At 61.5% G+C, this 18,401-nt stretch carries 22 protein-coding genes, 1 tRNA gene and 1 pseudogene; 10 read left to right on the plus strand and 14 right to left on the minus strand.

Annotation, left to right across the window (positions count from 1 at the left end):
• Positions 1-342: 342 nt before the first annotated feature.
• The 7 genes and pseudogenes from EQG66_RS13525 to EQG66_RS13555 all read right to left on the minus strand — a co-directional run bounded on the left by EQG66_RS13525 (position 343) and on the right by EQG66_RS13555 (position 5,519).
• Positions 343-982 (minus strand): annotated as a pseudogene (locus EQG66_RS13525) (IS6 family transposase).
• Positions 965-1,055 (minus strand) — tRNA-Ser (locus EQG66_RS13530). Before EQG66_RS13530 ends, EQG66_RS13525 begins: the two are co-directional and overlap by 18 nt.
• Before the next feature lie 154 nt (positions 1,056-1,209).
• Positions 1,210-2,730 carry an RNA polymerase factor sigma-54 gene (gene rpoN / locus EQG66_RS13535; RefSeq protein WP_129405085.1) on the minus strand — a complete coding sequence of 507 codons (1,521 nt, stop codon included), beginning with the start codon at positions 2,728-2,730 and terminating at the stop codon, positions 1,210-1,212.
• Positions 2,731-2,751: 21 nt separating this feature from the next.
• Positions 2,752-3,543 carry an LPS export ABC transporter ATP-binding protein gene (gene lptB / locus EQG66_RS13540; protein WP_129405086.1) on the minus strand — a complete coding sequence of 264 codons (792 nt, stop codon included), beginning with the start codon at positions 3,541-3,543 and terminating at the stop codon, positions 2,752-2,754.
• A 143-nt stretch (positions 3,544-3,686) separates the two neighbouring features.
• Positions 3,687-4,247, minus strand: coding sequence for an LptA/OstA family protein (locus EQG66_RS13545; protein WP_129405087.1), 561 nt, complete (start codon positions 4,245-4,247; stop codon positions 3,687-3,689).
• A gap of 2 nt (positions 4,248-4,249) precedes the next feature.
• Positions 4,250-4,894 (minus strand): LPS export ABC transporter periplasmic protein LptC, encoded by a 645-nt coding sequence (gene lptC, locus EQG66_RS13550; RefSeq protein WP_129405088.1) that lies wholly within the window; start codon positions 4,892-4,894, stop codon positions 4,250-4,252.
• 7 nt (positions 4,895-4,901) lie between these two features.
• Complete coding sequence (locus EQG66_RS13555; RefSeq protein WP_129405089.1) at positions 4,902-5,519, minus strand: ribonuclease D; 618 nt, start codon at positions 5,517-5,519, stop codon at positions 4,902-4,904.
• A gap of 119 nt (positions 5,520-5,638) precedes the next feature.
• On the opposite strand from EQG66_RS13555, the gene EQG66_RS13560 reads away from it, so the two are divergent.
• Complete coding sequence (locus tag EQG66_RS13560; RefSeq protein ID WP_129405090.1) at positions 5,639-6,904, plus strand: glutamate-5-semialdehyde dehydrogenase; 1,266 nt, start codon at positions 5,639-5,641, stop codon at positions 6,902-6,904.
• A 165-nt stretch (positions 6,905-7,069) separates the two neighbouring features.
• Positions 7,070-7,855 (plus strand): cold-shock protein, encoded by a 786-nt coding sequence (locus EQG66_RS15730; protein WP_129405091.1) that lies wholly within the window; start codon positions 7,070-7,072, stop codon positions 7,853-7,855.
• A gap of 93 nt (positions 7,856-7,948) precedes the next feature.
• Here the strand turns inward: EQG66_RS15730 and EQG66_RS13570 are convergent, their stop codons facing one another.
• From EQG66_RS13570 to EQG66_RS13580, 3 genes are all read right to left on the minus strand, one after another.
• Positions 7,949-8,461 (minus strand): Dps family protein, encoded by a 513-nt coding sequence (locus EQG66_RS13570; protein ID WP_129405092.1) that lies wholly within the window; start codon positions 8,459-8,461, stop codon positions 7,949-7,951.
• 112 nt (positions 8,462-8,573) lie between these two features.
• On the minus strand, positions 8,574-9,140 hold the full coding sequence (locus tag EQG66_RS13575; protein WP_129405093.1) for a hypothetical protein: 567 nt from the start codon (positions 9,138-9,140) through the stop codon (positions 8,574-8,576).
• Positions 9,141-9,173: 33 nt separating this feature from the next.
• Positions 9,174-9,497, minus strand: coding sequence for a hypothetical protein (locus EQG66_RS13580; protein ID WP_129405094.1), 324 nt, complete (start codon positions 9,495-9,497; stop codon positions 9,174-9,176).
• A 222-nt stretch (positions 9,498-9,719) separates the two neighbouring features.
• Between EQG66_RS13580 and rpmG the strand changes: the two genes are divergently transcribed.
• Positions 9,720-9,887, plus strand: a complete 168-nt coding sequence (rpmG, locus tag EQG66_RS13585) for a 50S ribosomal protein L33 (RefSeq protein WP_129405095.1) — start codon at positions 9,720-9,722, stop codon at positions 9,885-9,887.
• A 53-nt stretch (positions 9,888-9,940) separates the two neighbouring features.
• On the opposite strand, the gene EQG66_RS13590 is transcribed toward rpmG, so the two are convergent.
• Positions 9,941-10,318 (minus strand): response regulator, encoded by a 378-nt coding sequence (locus EQG66_RS13590; RefSeq protein ID WP_164975691.1) that lies wholly within the window; start codon positions 10,316-10,318, stop codon positions 9,941-9,943.
• 59 nt (positions 10,319-10,377) lie between these two features.
• On the opposite strand from EQG66_RS13590, the gene EQG66_RS13595 reads away from it, so the two are divergent.
• Genes EQG66_RS13595 through EQG66_RS13605 form a run of 4 tightly spaced genes read left to right on the plus strand, consistent with a single transcriptional unit; the run spans position 10,378 to position 13,172 of the window.
• Positions 10,378-10,656, plus strand: a complete 279-nt coding sequence (locus EQG66_RS13595; RefSeq protein ID WP_129405096.1) for a DUF3572 family protein — start codon at positions 10,378-10,380, stop codon at positions 10,654-10,656.
• On the plus strand, positions 10,653-11,279 hold the full coding sequence (locus EQG66_RS15665; RefSeq protein WP_245988098.1) for an HAD family hydrolase: 627 nt from the start codon (positions 10,653-10,655) through the stop codon (positions 11,277-11,279). Before EQG66_RS13595 ends, EQG66_RS15665 begins: the two co-directional genes overlap by 4 nt.
• Positions 11,276-12,013 carry a glycerophosphodiester phosphodiesterase family protein gene (locus tag EQG66_RS13600; RefSeq protein WP_245988099.1) on the plus strand — a complete coding sequence of 246 codons (738 nt, stop codon included), beginning with the start codon at positions 11,276-11,278 and terminating at the stop codon, positions 12,011-12,013. Before EQG66_RS15665 ends, EQG66_RS13600 begins: the two co-directional genes overlap by 4 nt.
• Positions 12,006-13,172 carry a GNAT family N-acetyltransferase gene (locus EQG66_RS13605; protein WP_129405126.1) on the plus strand — a complete coding sequence of 389 codons (1,167 nt, stop codon included), beginning with the start codon at positions 12,006-12,008 and terminating at the stop codon, positions 13,170-13,172. The genes EQG66_RS13600 and EQG66_RS13605 overlap by 8 nt, the downstream gene beginning before the upstream one ends.
• Here the strand turns inward: EQG66_RS13605 and EQG66_RS13610 are convergent, their stop codons facing one another.
• Together EQG66_RS13610 and panC are read right to left on the minus strand one after the other, a co-directional pair.
• Positions 13,173-13,475 carry an SEL1-like repeat protein gene (locus tag EQG66_RS13610; RefSeq protein ID WP_129405098.1) on the minus strand — a complete coding sequence of 101 codons (303 nt, stop codon included), beginning with the start codon at positions 13,473-13,475 and terminating at the stop codon, positions 13,173-13,175. It abuts the gene before it with no gap.
• 96 nt (positions 13,476-13,571) lie between these two features.
• The gene (gene panC / locus EQG66_RS13615) at positions 13,572-14,420 is read right to left on the minus strand and encodes a pantoate--beta-alanine ligase (RefSeq protein ID WP_129405099.1); all 849 of its coding nucleotides are present in this window, start codon (positions 14,418-14,420) and stop codon (positions 13,572-13,574) included.
• A 79-nt stretch (positions 14,421-14,499) separates the two neighbouring features.
• On the opposite strand from panC, the gene EQG66_RS13620 reads away from it, so the two are divergent.
• The 3 genes from EQG66_RS13620 to pgmG are packed head-to-tail and all read left to right on the plus strand — an operon-like array spanning position 14,500 to position 17,180.
• A complete protein-coding gene (locus EQG66_RS13620; protein WP_129405100.1) occupies positions 14,500-15,303 on the plus strand; it encodes a division plane positioning ATPase MipZ in 804 nt (267 codons plus the stop codon).
• A complete protein-coding gene (locus EQG66_RS13625; protein ID WP_129405101.1) occupies positions 15,303-15,740 on the plus strand; it encodes a J domain-containing protein in 438 nt (145 codons plus the stop codon). The genes EQG66_RS13620 and EQG66_RS13625 overlap by 1 nt, the downstream gene beginning before the upstream one ends.
• 57 nt (positions 15,741-15,797) lie before the next feature.
• On the plus strand, positions 15,798-17,180 hold the full coding sequence (gene pgmG, locus EQG66_RS13630) for a phosphoglucomutase/phosphomannomutase PgmG (protein WP_129405102.1): 1,383 nt from the start codon (positions 15,798-15,800) through the stop codon (positions 17,178-17,180).
• A gap of 227 nt (positions 17,181-17,407) precedes the next feature.
• Here pgmG and trhO read toward each other — a convergent pair whose 3' ends face one another.
• Positions 17,408-18,286, minus strand: coding sequence for an oxygen-dependent tRNA uridine(34) hydroxylase TrhO (gene trhO / locus EQG66_RS13635; protein WP_129405103.1), 879 nt, complete (start codon positions 18,284-18,286; stop codon positions 17,408-17,410).
• Between the last annotated feature and the right edge of the window lie 115 nt (positions 18,287-18,401).

Consider the following 18,401-nt stretch of genomic DNA (forward strand, 5'->3'; position numbering starts at 1 on the left):
TGCCCAGCAGGCAAAACCCAAAAAGGAGAAAGCACTATCTTGACCCACAGGAATTAATCGAAACATAATCACAAGACGGGTCACTTCTCAGTGAAAACACCGGGTCAACTCTCAATGAAAATCAACACGATTGCCTGCATCCTGTTTTACTGAGGCGCGGTCAAGCGGCGTTGAAATGTGCTCGCCCCTATAAAATCAAGCAAGCCGCACTCCGTGTCCAAGCGTGTAGCGCCCCAGGTCACGGCAGAATCTGTTCAAAGCGGAAACTGCGCTAATATAGACGCCGTCAGTCTAACGCTAACTTGTCTCCACATGGTGAAATGTGGCCAGGGGCTCTCCTCATCAGGCCGCAAGATTCTGCCACTCAACGGGGGCTTCCGAACGCATATACTTACAAACTTTACGGCCGACGAGGTGTTGTTGGGAATTGAAGAGATTGTAGAAGGATGATGAACTGAAGCGAATTTTCGGCCCTGTTATTGGCCCATCGCCCCACTTCCTGACGTTCGACATTGCCAACTTCACGCATCGCAGCCGGGTATGATTTCAGCCCGTCGGTGACGATCTTCTTGGCTCTGCCATGGCGTTTCAATGCCTTCTTCATAAAGGTCAAGGCCGCCAATTTGTACCGTTTCTTCGTGACGAAGGACTCCAGGATCTCACCCTCATGATCAACGGCCCGCCAGAGATAAACCATCTCTCCGTTCAGCTTGACGTACATCTCGTCAAGATGCCACCGCCAGTGACGGAAACCACGCAGGTGAGAAACGCGTTTTCGACGTATCTCTGCCGCAACCATCGGACCAAATCGATTCCACCAATACCTCACCGTTTCGTGACAAATCTCGATCCCGCGCTCAAACAGCAGATCTTCGACGTTTCGTAGCGACTAAGGATATCGAATATACAGCATCACCGCTGTAAGAATCACCTCAGGTGCAGAATTGAAGTATCGAAACGGTAATGGCGGAGCGGGAGGGATTCGAACCCTCGATACGCTTTTGACGTATACTCACTTTCCAGGCGAGCGCCTTCGACCACTCGGCCACCGCTCCGCATTTTGCCTGATAGCTGCGCGCCAAAAGGCGTGAAGCGTGAATCAGGCGATTATCCAATCGCACTGGAATGGGCGCGTCTAACGACTGATGTGGGCGCTGGCAAGCGGCAGGTTCGGGTTATGCCGCGCTTTTCCCCTGCGCCACGCAACCGCTATCCCGCCAGAGCCTTTTGCCGCCTACGCTGCACCGAGGAGCCGATGCCTATGCTTTCGCGATATTTCGCGACCGTGCGACGGGCGAGGTCAAACCCCTCTGCGCGCAGCATTTCCACCAAGGTATCATCGGACAGGATCTTGGCGGGGTCTTCCGCGCCAATGAGCGCCTTGATCCTGCTTTTCACCGCTTCGGCAGATACCGCCTCGCCCCCTTCGGACGACGCGATACCGCTGGTGAAGAAATATTTGAGTTCATACAGGCCACGCGGGCAGGAGAGATATTTGTTGCTGGTTACGCGGCTGATGGTCGATTCGTGCATACCAATCGCCTCTGCGACGGTGCGCAGCGTCAGCGGCTTCAGGTGCGCGACGCCGTGGCGGAAGAACTCCTCCTGGCAGCGCACGATTTCGGTCGCCACCTTGACGATGGTTTTCTGCCGCTGATCGAGCGCCTTCACCAGCCAGTTGGCGCTGGCGAGGCAATCCGACAGCCATGCTTTCGATGTCTTGTCCTGCACGCCACCGGAAAGTTCGGTATAATAAGAGCGGTTGATCAGTACGCGCGGCAGGGTCGCGCTGTTGATCTCAATCGCCCAGCCCTTGCCCTGCGGGGTGATGAATATATCGGGCACGACAGCCTGGGTCTCATTGGCGGAAAAGCGCAGGCCGGGCTTGGGATCATAGCCGCGCAGCTCACGGATCATATCTGCCAGATCCTCCTCGTCCACGCCGCAAATGCGCCGCAACTGGGGCAACGCACCCTTTGCCAGCAGATCGAGATTGGCGAGCAGCGCCGCCATCGCTGGGTCATGCCGGTCTGCCTCCTTCGCCTGCAGCGCAAGACATTCGGCAAGCGACCGCGCGCCCACGCCAACAGGGTCAAAGGTCTGGATCTCGGCCAGCACGGCCTCCACCTGCACCAGCGGCACCTTGAGCGCATAAGCGAGCGGCAGCAGTTCCGTCTCCAGATACCCGGTCTCGTCGATCTGGCCGATGAGCTGGCTGGCGATGAGCAACTCAGCGCCGGAAAAGCGCAGCCGCGCCTGATCCATCAGATGCTCATGCAGCCCGATGCCGGTGCTGGCGAAATTCTCGAAATCCGGGCCATCCTCGCTAAAGCCCCCGGACGAGGCGCCCATGGTGTCCATGCCTAGGCCCTCGCCACGCGAAGGTGCCCCTGCCATCGCGTCTTCGCCATCGCCGCGTACATCGCCGGCGCCATCGACATCCAGCGGGCTTTCGGAGCCGACGGAGCCATCGCGCAGCATAGCGTCACTCGCGGCTTCGGTCGGCGGTCGCGGCGCGTCATCATCTGCAAATGGCTCAGGCGCGCTATCCGTATCGGTTCCGGCGGCACCGCGCGCAAGCTCCAGCAGCGGATTCTTCTCCAGCTCGCTGGCAATATACGCCTCTATTTCGATGTTGGAGAGCGCAAGCAGCCGGATCGCCTGCTGCAATTGCGGCGTCATCACCAGCGACTGGCTTTGCCGCAGATCGAGGCGGGGGGCGAGAGCCATTATATTGCGCGCCCCGCCATGCTACATCGAGAAGCTCTCGCCCAGATACAGGCGGCGGACATCGGCGTTGGCGACGAGTTCTTCCGGGCTACCGGCAAACAGCACCTTGCCATCGTATATGATGCAGGCGCGATCGACGATTTCCAGCGTTTCACGCACATTATGGTCAGTAATCAGTACGCCGATGCCGCGCGTGCGCAATTGCTTCACCAGATCGCGGATGTCAGCGATGGACAGTGGATCAATGCCCGCAAATGGCTCGTCGAGCAGCACGATAGAGGGATTGGCCGCCAGCGCGCGCGCGATCTCGCACCGGCGGCGTTCACCGCCCGATAGCGCCATCGCGGCAGCATCGCGCAGGCGCAGAAGGCCGAACTCTGCAAGCAGTTCCTCCAACCTGCGTGCCCGCTCGGCCTCGTCCGGCTCGGCCAGCTCCAGCACGGCGAGGATATTCTGCTCCACCGTCATGCCGCGAAAGATGGACGTTTCCTGCGGCAGGTAGCCGAGGCCCAGAATTGCGCGACGATACATCGGCAGGCCGGTAATATCATGCCCATCGAGCGCGATGCGCCCGCTGTCCGGCCGCACAAGGCCCATGATCGAATAGAAACAGGTGGTCTTGCCAGCACCGTTGGGGCCGAGCAGTCCGACGACCTCGCCCTTCGCCACGGTGAGGGACACATCGGCGAGTACCGGGCGCCTGTCATAGCTTTTGGCAAGCGAAACGACCTCAAGCCCGCCGCGCGCCTTCAGCGCTTCATCCGCCAGCGCGCCCGTCTGGCTCAGCCTGTCGATCACTGCAACATCATCCATGACGCATCTCTGTTCGCATAAACAAGGTTAAGGAGAAATGAAAATTTGCGGAGTTCTCGAAAACTGGCAAGCTTTGTGCATGCCAGAACCTGGCAGTCAACCCTAATAGGCATCATTTAAGGCCGAAGCGCACGGATACGCGATTATTTCGGGGCCGTTTCGTCACGCTTGGGCACGGTAAACCTGCCACTCACCCGGCCGCTGCCTGTTGCCCCAGCACCAGATGCCGCACGACCATCAACCTTGGAGAGGCCTGTGTTAAGATCCATAACCAATCTGCCGCCCGCAAGATGATTGGTGCCTTGATAGAGATGAACATCGCCGAGCATGGTGATGATACGGGTGTTGAGATCGTAGATCGCCACATCACCTGTCGCGCGGTCCTGCCCCCGCGTAACGCGCACATTTCCTGCCGCATCCATGCGCTGGATTTCGACACCGCCGACATTCTTGTAGGCAATTGTCATACGCGCGGCATCCAGCACCAGATCGCCTTGCGTCACATGAACATTGCCAGAGACAACAGCCCGATCCGCGCGGTCCTGCACCTCGATCCGGTCAGCCGAGAAATCGACCGGCGCGCTGCTGTCATGGCCGCGCATAAGCTGCGCCTGCGCAGGCTCTCCGCCGGTCAGGCCCGCGCCGATCAGAGCGGCGCTGCCAAGCAGGAATGAGAGGGATGCGATCAACAGCGGCCTAGTCATAGTCATCGCCCTTTGCGGCGAATCTGCTCGATACGCAAGCGGGCATTGCCATTCAGCATAACTGTCCGTGCTTCAAGATCGGCCTCGAAATGGCTGGCGCTGAACGTACCCAGCGGCATACGGCCGTTAACCGCGCCGTGGCTGTTCATCCTGCGCTGTTTGAGGCTTATATCCACATCGCGTGTTGTGAGCCGGTATCCTCCGGCGGCATCCAGCTGAACAGGGCCGGTAATGCCAACCTGCTCGGTCTCCAGATAATAGCGCCCCGTCCCGGCTGTAAGCAGCGCTGGCCCGTCCTTCATCAGGATACGGGCGGTGAGATCCTTCATCTCCACCACTGGCTCGCGCGAGGTTTTCTGAACAGCCGACCCGGCCCGGATGGAAAAGGGGCGGCCCTTGCCGTCCTGCCCCCTGTAGAGCGCCTCGTTTACCTTCATGCGTTCTCCGGCCAGATCGACTTCGCGCTTATCGAGCAAGAAGCTGACCTCACCCTGCATCGTGAAGGGCGCGGTAAAGAGAAATGCGGCCAGCACACCTACGCCTGCCGGCAGAGCTGATTTGAGCAATCGCACCGTCCGGTCATGCGCTCCGCCCGGCAACGCCCATAACTGGCGAATGCTGCGCTGATTGTCTGCCAGACGGGACATGACCGATTCAGATGTGCGCGAAGATGTCGATCTCAGGCCAGCCGGCCAGATCGAGCTGCGCGCGCGCCGGCAGAAAATCGAAGCATGCCTGCGCCAGTTCCATCCGCCCTTCGCGAGCCAAACGGCGGTCCAGTTCGTCCTTCATGGCATGAAGATAGCGCACATCCGATGCGGCATATTCCCTCTGTGCGTCGGAGAGTACTGGGCCGCCCCAGTCAGAGCTTTGCTGCTGCTTGCTGATCTCCTGGCCCAAAAGCTCTCGCACCAGTTCCTTAAGGCCGTGACGATCGGTATACGTACGCACGAGGCGCGAGGCGATCTTGGTGCAATAGACCGGCGCGCAGTCAATGCCGAGATAATGGCTGATGGCGGCAATATCGAACCGGGCAAAATGAAAAATCTTGAGCCGCGCGGGATCGGCGATCACCGCTTTGAGGTTGGGCGCCTCATAGTCGCTGTCCGGCGCAAAACGAACCAGATGCTCGTCTCCCCTGCCATCGCTGATCTGCACTACGCAGAGCCGGTCTCGTGGGGTGATGAGGCCCATCGTCTCGGTATCGATGGCGACCGGGCCATCCGCCAGCACACCGGCGGGCAGATCTTCTTCGTGAAAATAGACTGTCATCCCCTCCCCTTATCCGCCCGGAGGGAAAGACTCAACGGAACAATGTCAGTCCGGCGCGCTCTTTCGGTCAAGGGCGAGACATGATAGAGCGAAGGCGATTAACGGATAACGAGTATATCATGAACGACCTGACACAGACCCCGGAAATGCTGATCGGTGCGATGGCTGCGCGCGCCAAGGAGGCAGGGGCTATCCTCGCGCTGGCGAGCGATGCGGACAAGGCGCGCGGGCTGGAGCTGGCGGCGCAGGCGCTGCGCGACCATGCGGGCGATATTGTACGCGCTAACGCGAAGGACATGGAAAATGCCGCTGCCAATGGCCTCTCCCCTGCCCTGCTGGACCGGCTGCGGCTCGATACGGGCCGGATCGAGGCGACGGCGGCGGGTGTGGAACAGGTGGCGCATCTGCCCAATCCCTTGGGTGAGATCATCGACGAGACGCAGCGCCCGAACGGCATGATCCTCCAGCGTGTGCGCGTGCCGCTTGGCGTGATCGGAATCATCTATGAAAGCCGGCCCAATGTGACGGCGGATGCGGCCGCTCTTTGCCTGCGCGCGGGCAATGCAGCCATATTGCGCGGCGGCAGCGAGGCTATCGAGAGCAACCGTGCGATCCATGCGGCCATGGCCGAAGGGATCAGTGCAGCGGGTCTGCCTGTCAACGCGATCCAGCTCGTCCCCACGACGGATCGGGCAGCGGTGGGCGCTATGCTGCGCGCGTCCGGCCTTATAGACCTTATCGTGCCGCGCGGCGGCAAGTCGCTCGTCGCGCGGGTGCAGGAGGAAGCGCGAGTGCCTGTGCTCGCGCATCTCGATGGCATGAACACAACCTATGTTCACGCCTCGGCGGACCCGGAGATGGCGCGCGCGCTCGTGCTCAACGCCAAGATGCGGCGCACGGGCATTTGCGGCGCGACCGAGACGGTGCTGTTCGACTCCGGCTTCGGCGCGGGCAAGGATATCGTCGCCGCCCTGCTCGACGCGAAGTGCGCCGTACGCGGCGACGCCGTCGTGCAGGCGATGGATGGCCGCGTTACCCCAGCCAGCGAGGAAGACTGGGATACAGAATATCTCGACGCCATTGTCTCTGCTGCGGTGGTGAGCGGGCTGGACGACGCACTCTCCCACATCGCCGCACATTCGAGCCACCATACCGATGCGATCATTGCCGAAGACCCCGCCACAGCGGAACGCTTCCTCAACGCGGTCGATAGCGCCATCGTGATGTGGAACGCCTCCACCCAGTTTGCGGATGGCGGTGAGTTCGGCCTCGGTGCGGAAATCGGCATTTCTACAGGTCGCCTGCATGCGCGCGGCCCGGTCGCGCTCGAAGGACTGACGACCTATAAATGGATCGTTCGCGGCACAGGTCAGACAAGGCCGTGATCAGTACTGCATAACTTGCCGCATTCATGCAGAAAATAGTTCGCTCTTGGAAGGAATCATGTTTATAGTGATTCTCTGACCGTATTGTGCGGCGGATTCTGCATGTTCTTCGTCCGACATGTTCATCCGGCTTTTATTTGGGCGAAGCGAAAGTGACTATCAGGGATGAGTTTCGACAGGGGACGCCGCGGACGCGGCAAAGATAAGCGGGACGGTTTCGGCGGCGACGATTTTGGCGGTTTCCCCGATCCTGGCGCCGGGCGCTTCGGCGGCGGATTTGGTGACCGTGGCGGTTTTGGTGATCGCGGCGGATTTGGCGGCGGCAGCTTTGGCGATCGCGCAGGCGGTGGCGGTGGCTTCCGCGGCGGTGGCGCTGGCGGTGGCGCACGGGGCGGCATGCCCGCGCAGGTTGTTGGCGAAGGCACGGGCGTCGTAAAATTCTTCAACGGTCAGAAGGGCTTTGGCTTCATCGTGCGCGATGACGGCGCCGAAGACGTGTTTGTTCACATCAGCGCTGTGGAGCAGGCCGGGTTGACCGGCCTTGCCGAAGGACAGCCGCTGGGCTTCACCCTTGTAGATCGTGGCGGAAAGATCTCCGCGACCGATCTCAAGATTGAGGGAGAACCGCTGCCTGTCACGGACCGCCCGCGCGAACCGCGTGAGCCGCGTCCGGGTGGTTTTGGCGGCGGTGATCGCGGTGGGGCCGAGCGTGGCCCGCGCCGTCAGCTCACTGGCGAACACTCCAGCGGCACGGTCAAGTTCTTCAACGCGATGAAAGGCTTCGGCTTTATCCAGCGTGACGATGGCCAGCCCGATGCGTTTGTACACATCAGTGCGGTGGAACGTGCCGGTCTTTCCAGCCTCAACGAGGGCGACCGGCTCGATTTCGATATCGAGGTCGATCAGCGCGGCAAATATGCCGCCGTCAACCTGCAGGCGCGCTCGGAATAATAGTCAACCTGACCCACTATAGGCAGGCGAAATTCAAAGGGCCGGGACTCATACGAGTCTCGGCCCTTTGAATGTGCAGGCCATGTTATAGCCTCAGGCGCCCCTGCCAGCCTCAAACAAAAACCAGGCGCGCTGCTCGGCCTGATCCGTCCAGTCATCGACAACCCCCTCAGTGGCATTGTCGCCCGCATCCCCCGCCGCCTTCTTGACTGCGCGAAAGCCCTCGACCAGAGCGAGATTGTCTGCCCGCAACTCTTCCAGCATGTCTTTCGCGCTGACGAAGTCGGCATCATTATCACGGATCGTCTGATGGCGTGAAATATCGCTGATAGAGCGCAGCGTAACATTGCCAGTCTTGCGCACCCGCTCGGCGATAAGGTCTGTCACCAGCAAAATTTGTGCCGCCTGCTCGTCGAACAGCAGGTGATAATCCCTGAAATGTGGGCCAGACACATGCCAGTGGAAATTCTTGGTCTTGAGGTAGAGGGCATAGCTATCCGCCAGAACACGGTTCAACGCTTCAGCTACGGATACTGTATCGTTGCGATTGAGGTTCGCAGGCGTTCTCAGCTTTTCGGGTACGGGTTTCCGTTTCTTCGGGGCCATAGGACTCTCCTCTTGTGCATGACGGAAGGTGACGGTGGAATAACGCAATCATACGACGAGTCGTTTCATCGGTAAAATGAATGATTTATTCCAATGTAATCGCTTAAATCGATCAGATGAGCCGGAGCGCGCCCATCGCCATACTAAAGGCGCCGAGCATCAGGAGCGCCCCCATCCCAAAACGACCTGCCCGAATCCAGACGGCCTCTTTAGCCACCCTTCCAGCATAGCAGCCCGCCGCGCTACCCAGCGCCCCTCCAATGCCCGCCATCCAAGGATCGGCAAAATATACGGCGATGGTAGCGATGAGCAAAGGAGCGCTGCCGCTGATACCGGTGACGAACAGCGTCACGAGCACAATGAGCAAGGGCGCACGCACCGTCGCTCCACCTTCCATAGAATCAAAGCGTCGGGACACAAACAACAACCCGCCTCCCGCCATCATCAGCCCAGCGGCGAGGAACAGCGCGCGCGCTTCCGGCGTCAGCATTGGGGCGATCCACAGACCCACCAGCGCCGCAATAAGTGCATTTGCCGCACACGCAGCAACCATCCCAACCGTCACCGCGCCAGTGCCATCATACCCAGAACGCGCCACCAGCCCGGCGTAGCGCCGCGCCGTATTGCCCACGCCTTCCACCAATGCACACAGGATCAAGGATAAGAGCAACGCGTCCATAGGGCGCATCTATAGCGATGAAGGAAGGATCGGTTAATGCCCGATGCGTAAGGACAATGCTGCGAGGAACACCTGGCTCGCCTCCGGGCTGGTATCTTCGCTCTCCACCGCGTCGCGCATGAGATCGAGATAGGATAGCACGACTGGGCCAAGACCATGGCGCGCCAGAGCACTCTCCAGCGTGGAAGCGAGGCGCTCCAGCGGTTCAAGCCCGTAAGCGCGGGCATCGTGGCGGATGATGTCGATCTGTTCGCAGATGCGCGGAAGGCTGATTGTGCCCCCTTGGGCGGCTATTGCGTCGATTCGCGCCATCAGGCCGGACCGGACCATGTTCATCGCATCATGCTGGATCATCATTGTCTCCCTGCCCCGCAGACAAGATGCGACCAAAGCATTAACGGCCCGTAAAGCCTGAGAGTTACCGCGACGTTGCGGCGCAATTTTTATGGCGAATTTGGTGCCGCCGCGCCGCTGCCGGTTGACATCGCGGCGATTCTGCCGCATGAGCCCGGCCTGAAAGAGGCGGCGGGCTTATGCCGCCTTATTTTTTCGAACGACTTTTTTAGAGGGAATCAGGTCATGGCGAAGCCAGCCACCGTCAAGATCCGGCTTGTCAGCAGCGCCGACACCGGTTTTTTCTATGTCACCAAGAAGAATCCGCGCACCAAGACCGAGAAGCTGAGCTTCAACAAATATGATCCGGTCGTGCGTAAGCATGTCGAGTTCAAGGAAGCCAAGATCAAGTAACATTGATCCCCGCTTTACTGAACCAATGGAACCCGGCCTCCGCGCCGGGTTTTTTATTGCGTGACCCGATCCAGCAAGCCATCGACGCTGTCGACAAATTTCATCACCGATATCGGCTTCGAGACATAGGCCTCCGCTCCGGCCGCGCGGATGCGGTCTTCATCGCCCTTGCCCGCATAGGCCGTCACCGCCATCACTGGAACCCCGGCCAGCTCGGCGTCATCTTTCAAGGCTACTATCAGGTCCAGCCCGCTGATATGCGGCAGATGAATATCCATGATGACGAGATCAGGGCGGAACGCGCGCGCTTCATCGAGTACGACACGCCCGTCGGAAACCGCGCGCGTTTCATGGCCATGCGCCTTCAACAGATCGCAAAAAAGCTTGAGGTTGAGTTCGTTGTCCTCGACAACAAGAATGCGTTTCGTCACCTGTCACCCGAAGTTCGGCGGCGGATGCCGTCATCCACGCCCACAGCAGAGAGGTTTTCATGCGCCCGCTTACGGAAAATGGCAATGCAGAGGAGGCCGAGACGCTGGCATTGCGCGCCCTTGGGTGGGTTTTGTGCGACGACCGGCGTGCGCAGCGACTGCTGGCGCTCACGGGGCTTGAGGCGGAAGACCTGCGACGCCACGCTGGCGAAGCCGCGACGCTGCGCGCTGTCATAGGCTTCCTGCGCGCGCATGAGCCCGATCTTGTGGCATGCGCGCGCGAGCTGGACGTAGCTCCGGAGCGTCTGGCGAACCTGGGACGGGAACTGAAGGCATGAGCCGCCCCCTCATCATCACCGATTGCGACGAGGTGCTGCTGCACATGGTCGTGCCCTTCCGCGACTGGCTGGACGAGGTGCACGACGTGCACTTCGATCTCTCAAACCACAGCTTCGTCGATGCGCTGCGCCGCAAGGCCTGCGGCACGGTGCTGGAGGTGGGGGAAGTGTGGACGATGCTGCGCGCCTTCTTCGGCACGGAGATGCACCGGCAATACCCCATCGATGGCGCGCTGGAGACGCTCGCGCGCCTTTCCGCCATCGCTGACGTCGTGGTGCTCACCAATATCGGCGAGGCAGAGCATGAAGGACGGATCGAGCAGTTGCGCAAGCTCGGCGTCGAGCATCCGGTATTCTGGAACCAGGGCGGCAAGGGCGCGCCTGCCCGCCGCCTGATCGATGAATATGCGCCCAGCGCCGTGCTGTTCGTTGACGACCTCGCCCAGCACCACGAGTCCGTGGCGGAGCACGCCCCTGAGGCATGGCGGCTGCATATGGTGGGCGAGCCTTTGATGGCGCCGCACATCCCCCCGGCCCCGGCAGCGCATGCGCGGATAGACAGCTGGGCGGCGGCGGAAGGCTGGATCAGGGAGCGGCTGGCGCAGGGCAGGGCGGCGGCGTGAGCGGACGGGCAGAGTTCCTGACCCGATGCGATTATGCCCATCGCGGGTTGCATGGCGGGGGCGAAGGCCTCATCGAAAACAGCCTGCCCGCCTTTGCCGCCGCGCTCGACGCGGGGCTAGGGATGGAGTGTGACGTCCGCCTGTCTGCGGATGGAATCGTCTATGTTTTCCACGATGAAACGCTGGATCGGCTGACCTCCGAAACCGGGGCTTTTGGGCGGTGTTCAGCGCAAAAGCTCGACGCAATACCGCTCCATGGAAATGGCGGGCCTATTCCAACACTGCGCGCGCTGTTGGAAATGGTGGGAGGGCGTCAGCCGCTGCTGATCGAGATCAAGATCGACGGGGTCGAGCCAGTCTCCCCCTTGTGCGCGGCGGTCGAGGCGGATCTGCGCGGATATACCGGGCCGGTCGCCATCATGTCGTTCGATCCGCGCGTGGGGCGCTGGTTCGCCGCCCACGCGCCTCAGGTCGTGCGCGGGCTGGTCGTCACCGAGGAGGGCGGCAAAGGCTGGTGGGGCCATCTGAAGCGCGCGCTGGCTATGCGCCACGCCAAGCCAGACTTCCTCGCCTATGATATTCGCGATCTGCCAAGCCCGTTCGCCACGCGCGCCCGGCTGAGGGGTGTCCCTGTGCTGAGCTGGACGGTACGCAGGCCCGAAAACTGGAAAACGGTGCGTCAACACGCCGACGGCGCGATCTTTGAAGGCGAGGCCCAACCGCGCCATGGCTGAAGGCGAGCCAGCCCCGGAGGGCAGCCTCATCGCGCGCACGCTGGAGGGGGTTTCGGCGCTCGATGCCGCGCTTTGGGATGCCTGCGCGGGGGCCGAAGACCCCTTCCTCTCCCACAGCTTTCTCTGCGCGCTGGAAGAGTCGGGCAGCGTCGGCCCCGGCACCGGCTGGCAGGCCTCGCCCATCGTGATCGAGGATGCCGCGGGAGCGCCGCTCGGCGCCCTCCCCGCCTATTTCAAGGGCCACAGCCAGGGCGAATATGTGTTTGACCACGCATGGGCGGACGCATGGCAGCGCGCTGGCGGGCACTATTATCCCAAGCTCCAGATTGCAGTGCCCTTTACCCCGGCGACCGGGCGCAGGCTGTTGCTGCGCGACGACGCCCCGCCTGCCATCGCCCCCGCGCTCATCGCCGCCGCAGAGCAACTGGTGGCGCAACAGGGTCTCAGCTCCGCCCACGCCACCTTCATCGCGCCGCAGGAGGTGCCACTGTTCGAGACGGCGGGCTGGCTGATCCGCGAAGACAGCCAGTTCCATTTCGAGAATGACGGCTATGCCGATTTCGACGACTTTCTGGCCCGCCTTTCCAGCGCCAAGCGCAAGACGCTGCGCAAGGAGCGGGTGCGGGCACAGGAAGGGCTGGACATCGTTCACCTCACCGGCGATTCCATAAAACCGGAGCATTGGGACGCGTTCTGGGTCTTTTATCAGGATACCGGATCGCGCAAATGGGGGACGCCCTATCTCACAAGGCGTTTTTTCGACCTCATAAGCGCGCGTATGAGCGAGCGCATCCTGCTGATCCTCGCCTTGCGGGATGGCAAGCCGATTGCGGGCGCGCTCAATTTCATAGGGGCAGATACGCTCTATGGCCGCTATTGGGGCTGTGTGGAGGACGTGCCCTTCCTCCATTTCGAGCTGTGCTATTATCAGGCGATAGACTTCGCGCTGGCGCGGGGCTTAAAACGGGTAGAGGCGGGCGCGCAGGGTGGCCACAAGCTGGTGCGCGGCTATGCGCCGGTGGCGACATGGTCTGCGCACTATATTCCGCACCCGGATTTCCGGCGGGCAGTGGCGCAATTTCTGCGCCAAGAGCGCGCGGCGGTCAGCCATGACCGCGAATGGCTGTCCAGCCGGACGCCTTTCAGGAAAGAGGAATAATCAGGCGGCGTAGCGGCTGGCGGAGGTCGCGCCCAGCCATGCGCGGGCGAGGCGCTGAGCCTCGGCAATTTCGCGGGCGGTCATTTCCTCGGCCACTTCGGCGCGGAGCGCTTGCCCCTCCTCGCTGCCCGCGAGCGCGGCAAGGTTCAGCCATTTATGCGCCTCAATCAGATCAATCTCGACCCCGCCGGTGCCACAGCTATAGGCGATGCCGAGTTCATAACAGGCTTGCGCGTCACCACGCGCCGCGTCCGCAAGGCGGCTTTCGATCAGGAACTGTGCGGATTTTATGCTATTTGCCACAAGCGTCTCCTCACTCCGAATGGGGGGAGATTTGCGAATCATGGCTAAGATAAGGTTAACGACGCCGGGATTTGCGACGAGCTTATGCTAATAGCTTCAAATCGTTGCGTTTACGTGAAAATTATCGATGAGCCGGGTTTTGCCCAGCCGCGCCGCGACGAGCAGCCGGGCAGGCGCGGCGAGGGTGCGGACGGGCTGGAGGCTGCCCGCATCGACCAGTTCGACATAATCGATCGGGCCAAAGCCGACCGCGCTGAGCCGGGCGCGTAGCTGCCCCAACACGCCCTCTGCCTCCGCGCCGGCTTCGAGCGCGCTGACCGCTGCGCGCATCCCATCGGGCAGAGTGACTGCCGTCGCCCGCTCCTGCGCACTCAGATAGGCGTTGCGCGACGAGAGCGCGAGGCCATCCTCCGCCCGCGCCGTTTCCACGCCGATGATCTCCAGCCCCAGATCAAGGTCGCTCGCCATCCGCCGGATCACGGCAAGCTGCTGATAATCCTTCTCGCCGAACAGCGCGATATCGGGCCGCACCTGGTTGAACAGTTTGCACACCACCGTCGCCACGCCATCGAAGTGGCCGGGCCGCGCCGCGCCGCACAGCCCCTCGCTCACGCCGCTCACCGAAATCGTTGTGGCAAAGCCTGTAGGATACATCGCCTCCACCGCGGGCGCCCAGAGTATCGCAACGCCTTCCGCCTCCAGCATCGCCGCGTCGCGCGTCTCCTGCCTTGGGTAGGCATCCAGATCCTCGTTCTTGCCGAATTGCATCGGGTTGACGAAGATCGAGGCGACGACATGATCGGCATGGTCACGCGCGCGCTCGACAAGGCGCATATGCCCCGCATGCAGCGCACCCATCGTCGGCACCAGCGCCACCCGCCTGCCGCCCGCCTTCAAGCCGGAAATCGCAGTGCGGAGGACATGAACGTCACGGACTATTTGCACGGGCGGAATGCCTCCGTTAAGGGTCTGACACAGTGCTGTCGCACTGCATAGCCATCACCGGGGGGAGACGGAAGTCAGCATGTCGGGTTCGCAAGCGCATATCATCGTTTTTGCCAATGAAAAGGGCGGCACCGGCAAATCCACCACCGCCGTGCATACCGGAGTCGCGCTTTCAGCCATGGGCCACAAGGTGGCGATGCTGGACCTTGACCCGCGCCAGCGCACCGTGACGCGCTATCTCGAAAACCGCGCCGAAACTGCGCGCCGCCGGGGCATAGACCTGCCGACGCCCATATTCCGCGTTTTTGACGGCGCACGCGAGGATGATCTTGACGCGGCCTATAAAGAGCTGGCCGAGGGCATGGATTTCCTGATCGTCGATACGCCGGGACGCGACGATGCCTATGCCAAATATATGGCCGCCCGTTCCAACACGCTCGTCACCCCGATGAACGACAGCTTCGTCGATTTCGACCTGATTGGCCAGGTCGATGCCGAGAGCTTCAAGGTGAAGCGCCTGTCCTTCTACGCCGAGCTGATCTTCGAGGCGCGCAAGACCCGCGCCAAGGCGGATGGCGTGACGATCGACTGGGTGGTGCTGAGGAACCGCCTGCAGCATCTGGAAGCGCGCAACATGCGCCGGGTGGGTGAGGCGCTGATCGAGCTATCCAAGCGCGTCGGCTTCCGCGTGATCCCCGGCCTGTCAGAGCGGGTGGTGTTCCGCGAGCTGTTCCCTTCCGGGCTCACCCTGCTCGACAAGGGGCAGTTGGGCGATCTCGGCTTTTCCCACCTCGCTGCGCGGCAGGAACTGCGCGAGATGGTGACGGGCCTCGCGCTACCGCTGGTCGAGCAACGCGCCGAAGCCGGGATGAGCGCTGCCTGATGGGCTTTCTCGCGCTGGTCCTGATTGGCGTGGCGGGCTGGCTGATTTTCAGCGGCAAGCTCTCCCGCATGACCGGCAAGGATGGCGCGATGCTGGGGCTGGCGATTGTCGGCGCGGTGATGACGGCGCGCGGCAGCACAATCTGGGGCGCGATCCCGCTGGGGGTTGCCGCGCTCTATGCGCTGAGGCGCTGGTCTGCCGCCAACCCGCGCAAGGCGTTTGCGCCGCCTCCTTCAGTGCCGGAGCCGGAAGCCGTGCGAGAGGCGCGCGCGCTGCTGGGGGTGGAAGCCAACGCTACCGCTGAAGACATTCGCGCCGCCCACCGCCGCCTGATCGCGAAAATTCACCCCGATGCCGGGGGCACCGAGGCTTTGGCAGAGAAAATTAACGAGGCCCGGTCCATATTGTTGCAACATCTCTCGGCAAAAGACGTTTGAAATCATACCAACAAGTCGCATCCGCCCATAACCGACCATAAGACAAGCAGGATTTCGATGACCCACAACTTCCACCCCACCACCCTTCGCGAATATGACATCCGCGGCATCATCGGCGAGACGCTGGGCGAGGACGACGCCTATGCCATAGGCCGCGGCTTTGGCACGCTGATCGCTCGCGCGGGCGGCAAGAGCGTGGCTGTGGGCTATGACGGGCGCGTCAGCTCTCCCGTGCTGGAGGCGGCGCTGGTGAAAGGCCTCAACGACAGCGGCATCCATGCCGTGCGCGTCGGCATGGGGCCGACCCCGATGCTATATTATGCCGAGGCGACGGAGCAGGTGGATGGCGGCATCCAGATAACCGGCAGCCATAATCCCGCCAATTACAACGGCTTCAAGATGGTATTTCAGGGCCGCCCGTTTTTCGGCGCGGACATCCTTGGCCTCGGCAAGATGGCGGCGGAGGGAGACTGGGTCTCCGGCAACGCAGGTTCCAACCAGATCGACATCATGGACCGCTATGTCGCGCGGTTGCTTGAGGGCTTTGACGGGCAGGCGCTGCGCATCGGCTGGGACGCGGGCAACGGCGCCGCCGGGCCGGTGGTCGACAAGCTCGTCAAGCTGCTGCCCGGCGAGCATTTCACGCTGTACACCGATGTTGACGGAAACTTCCCCAACCATCACCCCGATCCTACCGAAGAGAAGAATTTGCAGGATCTCAAGGCGCTTGTCGCGGAGAAGAATCTCCATTTCGGAGTAGCTTTCGATGGCGATGGCGATCGAATCGGCGCGATCGACGGAGAAGGCCGGGTGATCTGGGGCGATCAGCTGCTCGCCATCTATGCCGAGCCGGTGCTGCGCGAAGTGCCCGGTGCCACGATTATCGCGGATGTGAAGGCCAGCCAGGCGCTGTATGACCGCGTGGCGGAGCTGGGCGGACAGCCGCTGATGTGGAAGACCGGCCACAGCCTCATCAAGTCCAAAATGAAGGAAACGGGCAGCCCGCTTGCGGGGGAAATGAGCGGTCATGTCTTCTTCAAGCATGAATATTACGGCTTTGACGACGCGCTTTATGCCGCGATCCGCCTGATTCGCGCCGCATCCACGCTGGGCAAGAGCGTGACGCAGCTGCGCGGCGAGATGCCCGCTATGGTCAATACGCCCGAAATGCGCTTTCAGGTCGATGAGAGCCGCAAGTTCGCGGCGGTGGACGAGGTGCTGGCCCGGCTCAAGGCATCGGGCGCTGAGGTGAACGATACCGACGGCGCGCGGGTGAACACGGCGGACGGCTGGTGGCTCTTGCGCGCGTCCAACACGCAGGACGTGCTGGTCGCGCGGGCGGAGGCGAAGGACGAAGCGGGTCTTGAGCGGCTGATGGCGCAGATAGACGAGCAGCTCGGCCTCTCCGGCATCAAGCGCGGCCCGCAGGCAGGGCACTGATTCGCGAAACAGCGCCGGGCGGCAGATTTGCGCTGCTGCCCGGCCCCCTCACGAAACGCGAATTTAACGGATTGTTAATTCGCGGCTGGGGATTGTTCGCAGGCTAACTCTACGAAATAGAAAGAAAAATCGGTCGATTGCAGATTTTGCAATCGTGAGGCTTCTTTTCGCACTTGCGGAAAAACAGGTCAGAACCCAAAAGGGCTGTGCCTTTCAGGCATCCTCTCCTAAAAACTTTCAGCCGCCCTCCGGGGCGGCTTTTTTTTGCCTTCATTCCCTGCGCAGTCATGGTCGTCCTCAGCGCCAAAGGGCCATCCGCACTCCTCGCACATTGTGTCGCCCGATGCTGCCAATCCATGCTTCACCGACACACGCTCATCGAACACAAAACAGTTGCCCTGCCAAAGGCTCTGATTTTCAGGAATTTCTTCCAGATACTTCAGGATGCCGCCCTTGAGGTGATACACCTCCTCCACTCCCATTTCCCGTGCCAGTGCCGTCGATTTCTCGCAGCGTATGCCGCCGGTGCAGAACATGGCGACCTTGGGCGCGGCGCGGCCTTCCTCAGCCCAGCGCTTTTTTTCGCGGGCAAACCAGCCGGGAAATTCGCTGAAGGTGCGGATTTTCGGGTCTATTGCACCCGCGAAGGTGCCGACCGAAACCTCATAATCGTTGCGGGTATCGATGAGGATCGTCTCCGGGTCCGCGATCAGCGCGTTCCAGTCCTGCGGCTCCACATACAGCCCGGCATTGTGGGCAGGGTCCAGCTCCCCCGCGTTCATAGTCACGATCTCGCGCTTTACCTTCACCTTCATCTTGCCGAAGGGATGCGCCTGCGCCCAGGCATATTTCACCTCCAGTCCGGCGCATCCTGGCAAGGTGCGCAACCGCGCCACCAGCGCCTCAACAGCCGCTTCTGTGCCGGAAATAGTGCCGTTAATGCCCTCGCGCGCCAGCAACAACGTTCCGCGCATGCCAAGCTCCGCACACCAGCCGGTTATCACCGCCCTGATTGCGGGAGGATCGTCGAAATGCGCAAAGCGATAGAGCGCCGCGATGCGGATAGGGGTTGTTACCGGGTTTCCCCGCTCGTCCGTTGCTGTCATGCTTTTTGCGTTAGGCCATGCAGGCGCCAGATGACAAGTTGGCGTGCGTCACTGTTGCCAATATGTACGACAACAAAGCGAAAGAGAGTAAATTCGCTGTAAATTCCAGTCATGC

Origin of the sequence: Sphingobium fluviale (assembly GCF_004122115.1) — a bacterium.
GTDB classification, from domain to species: Bacteria; Pseudomonadota; Alphaproteobacteria; order Sphingomonadales; family Sphingomonadaceae; genus Sphingobium; species Sphingobium fluviale.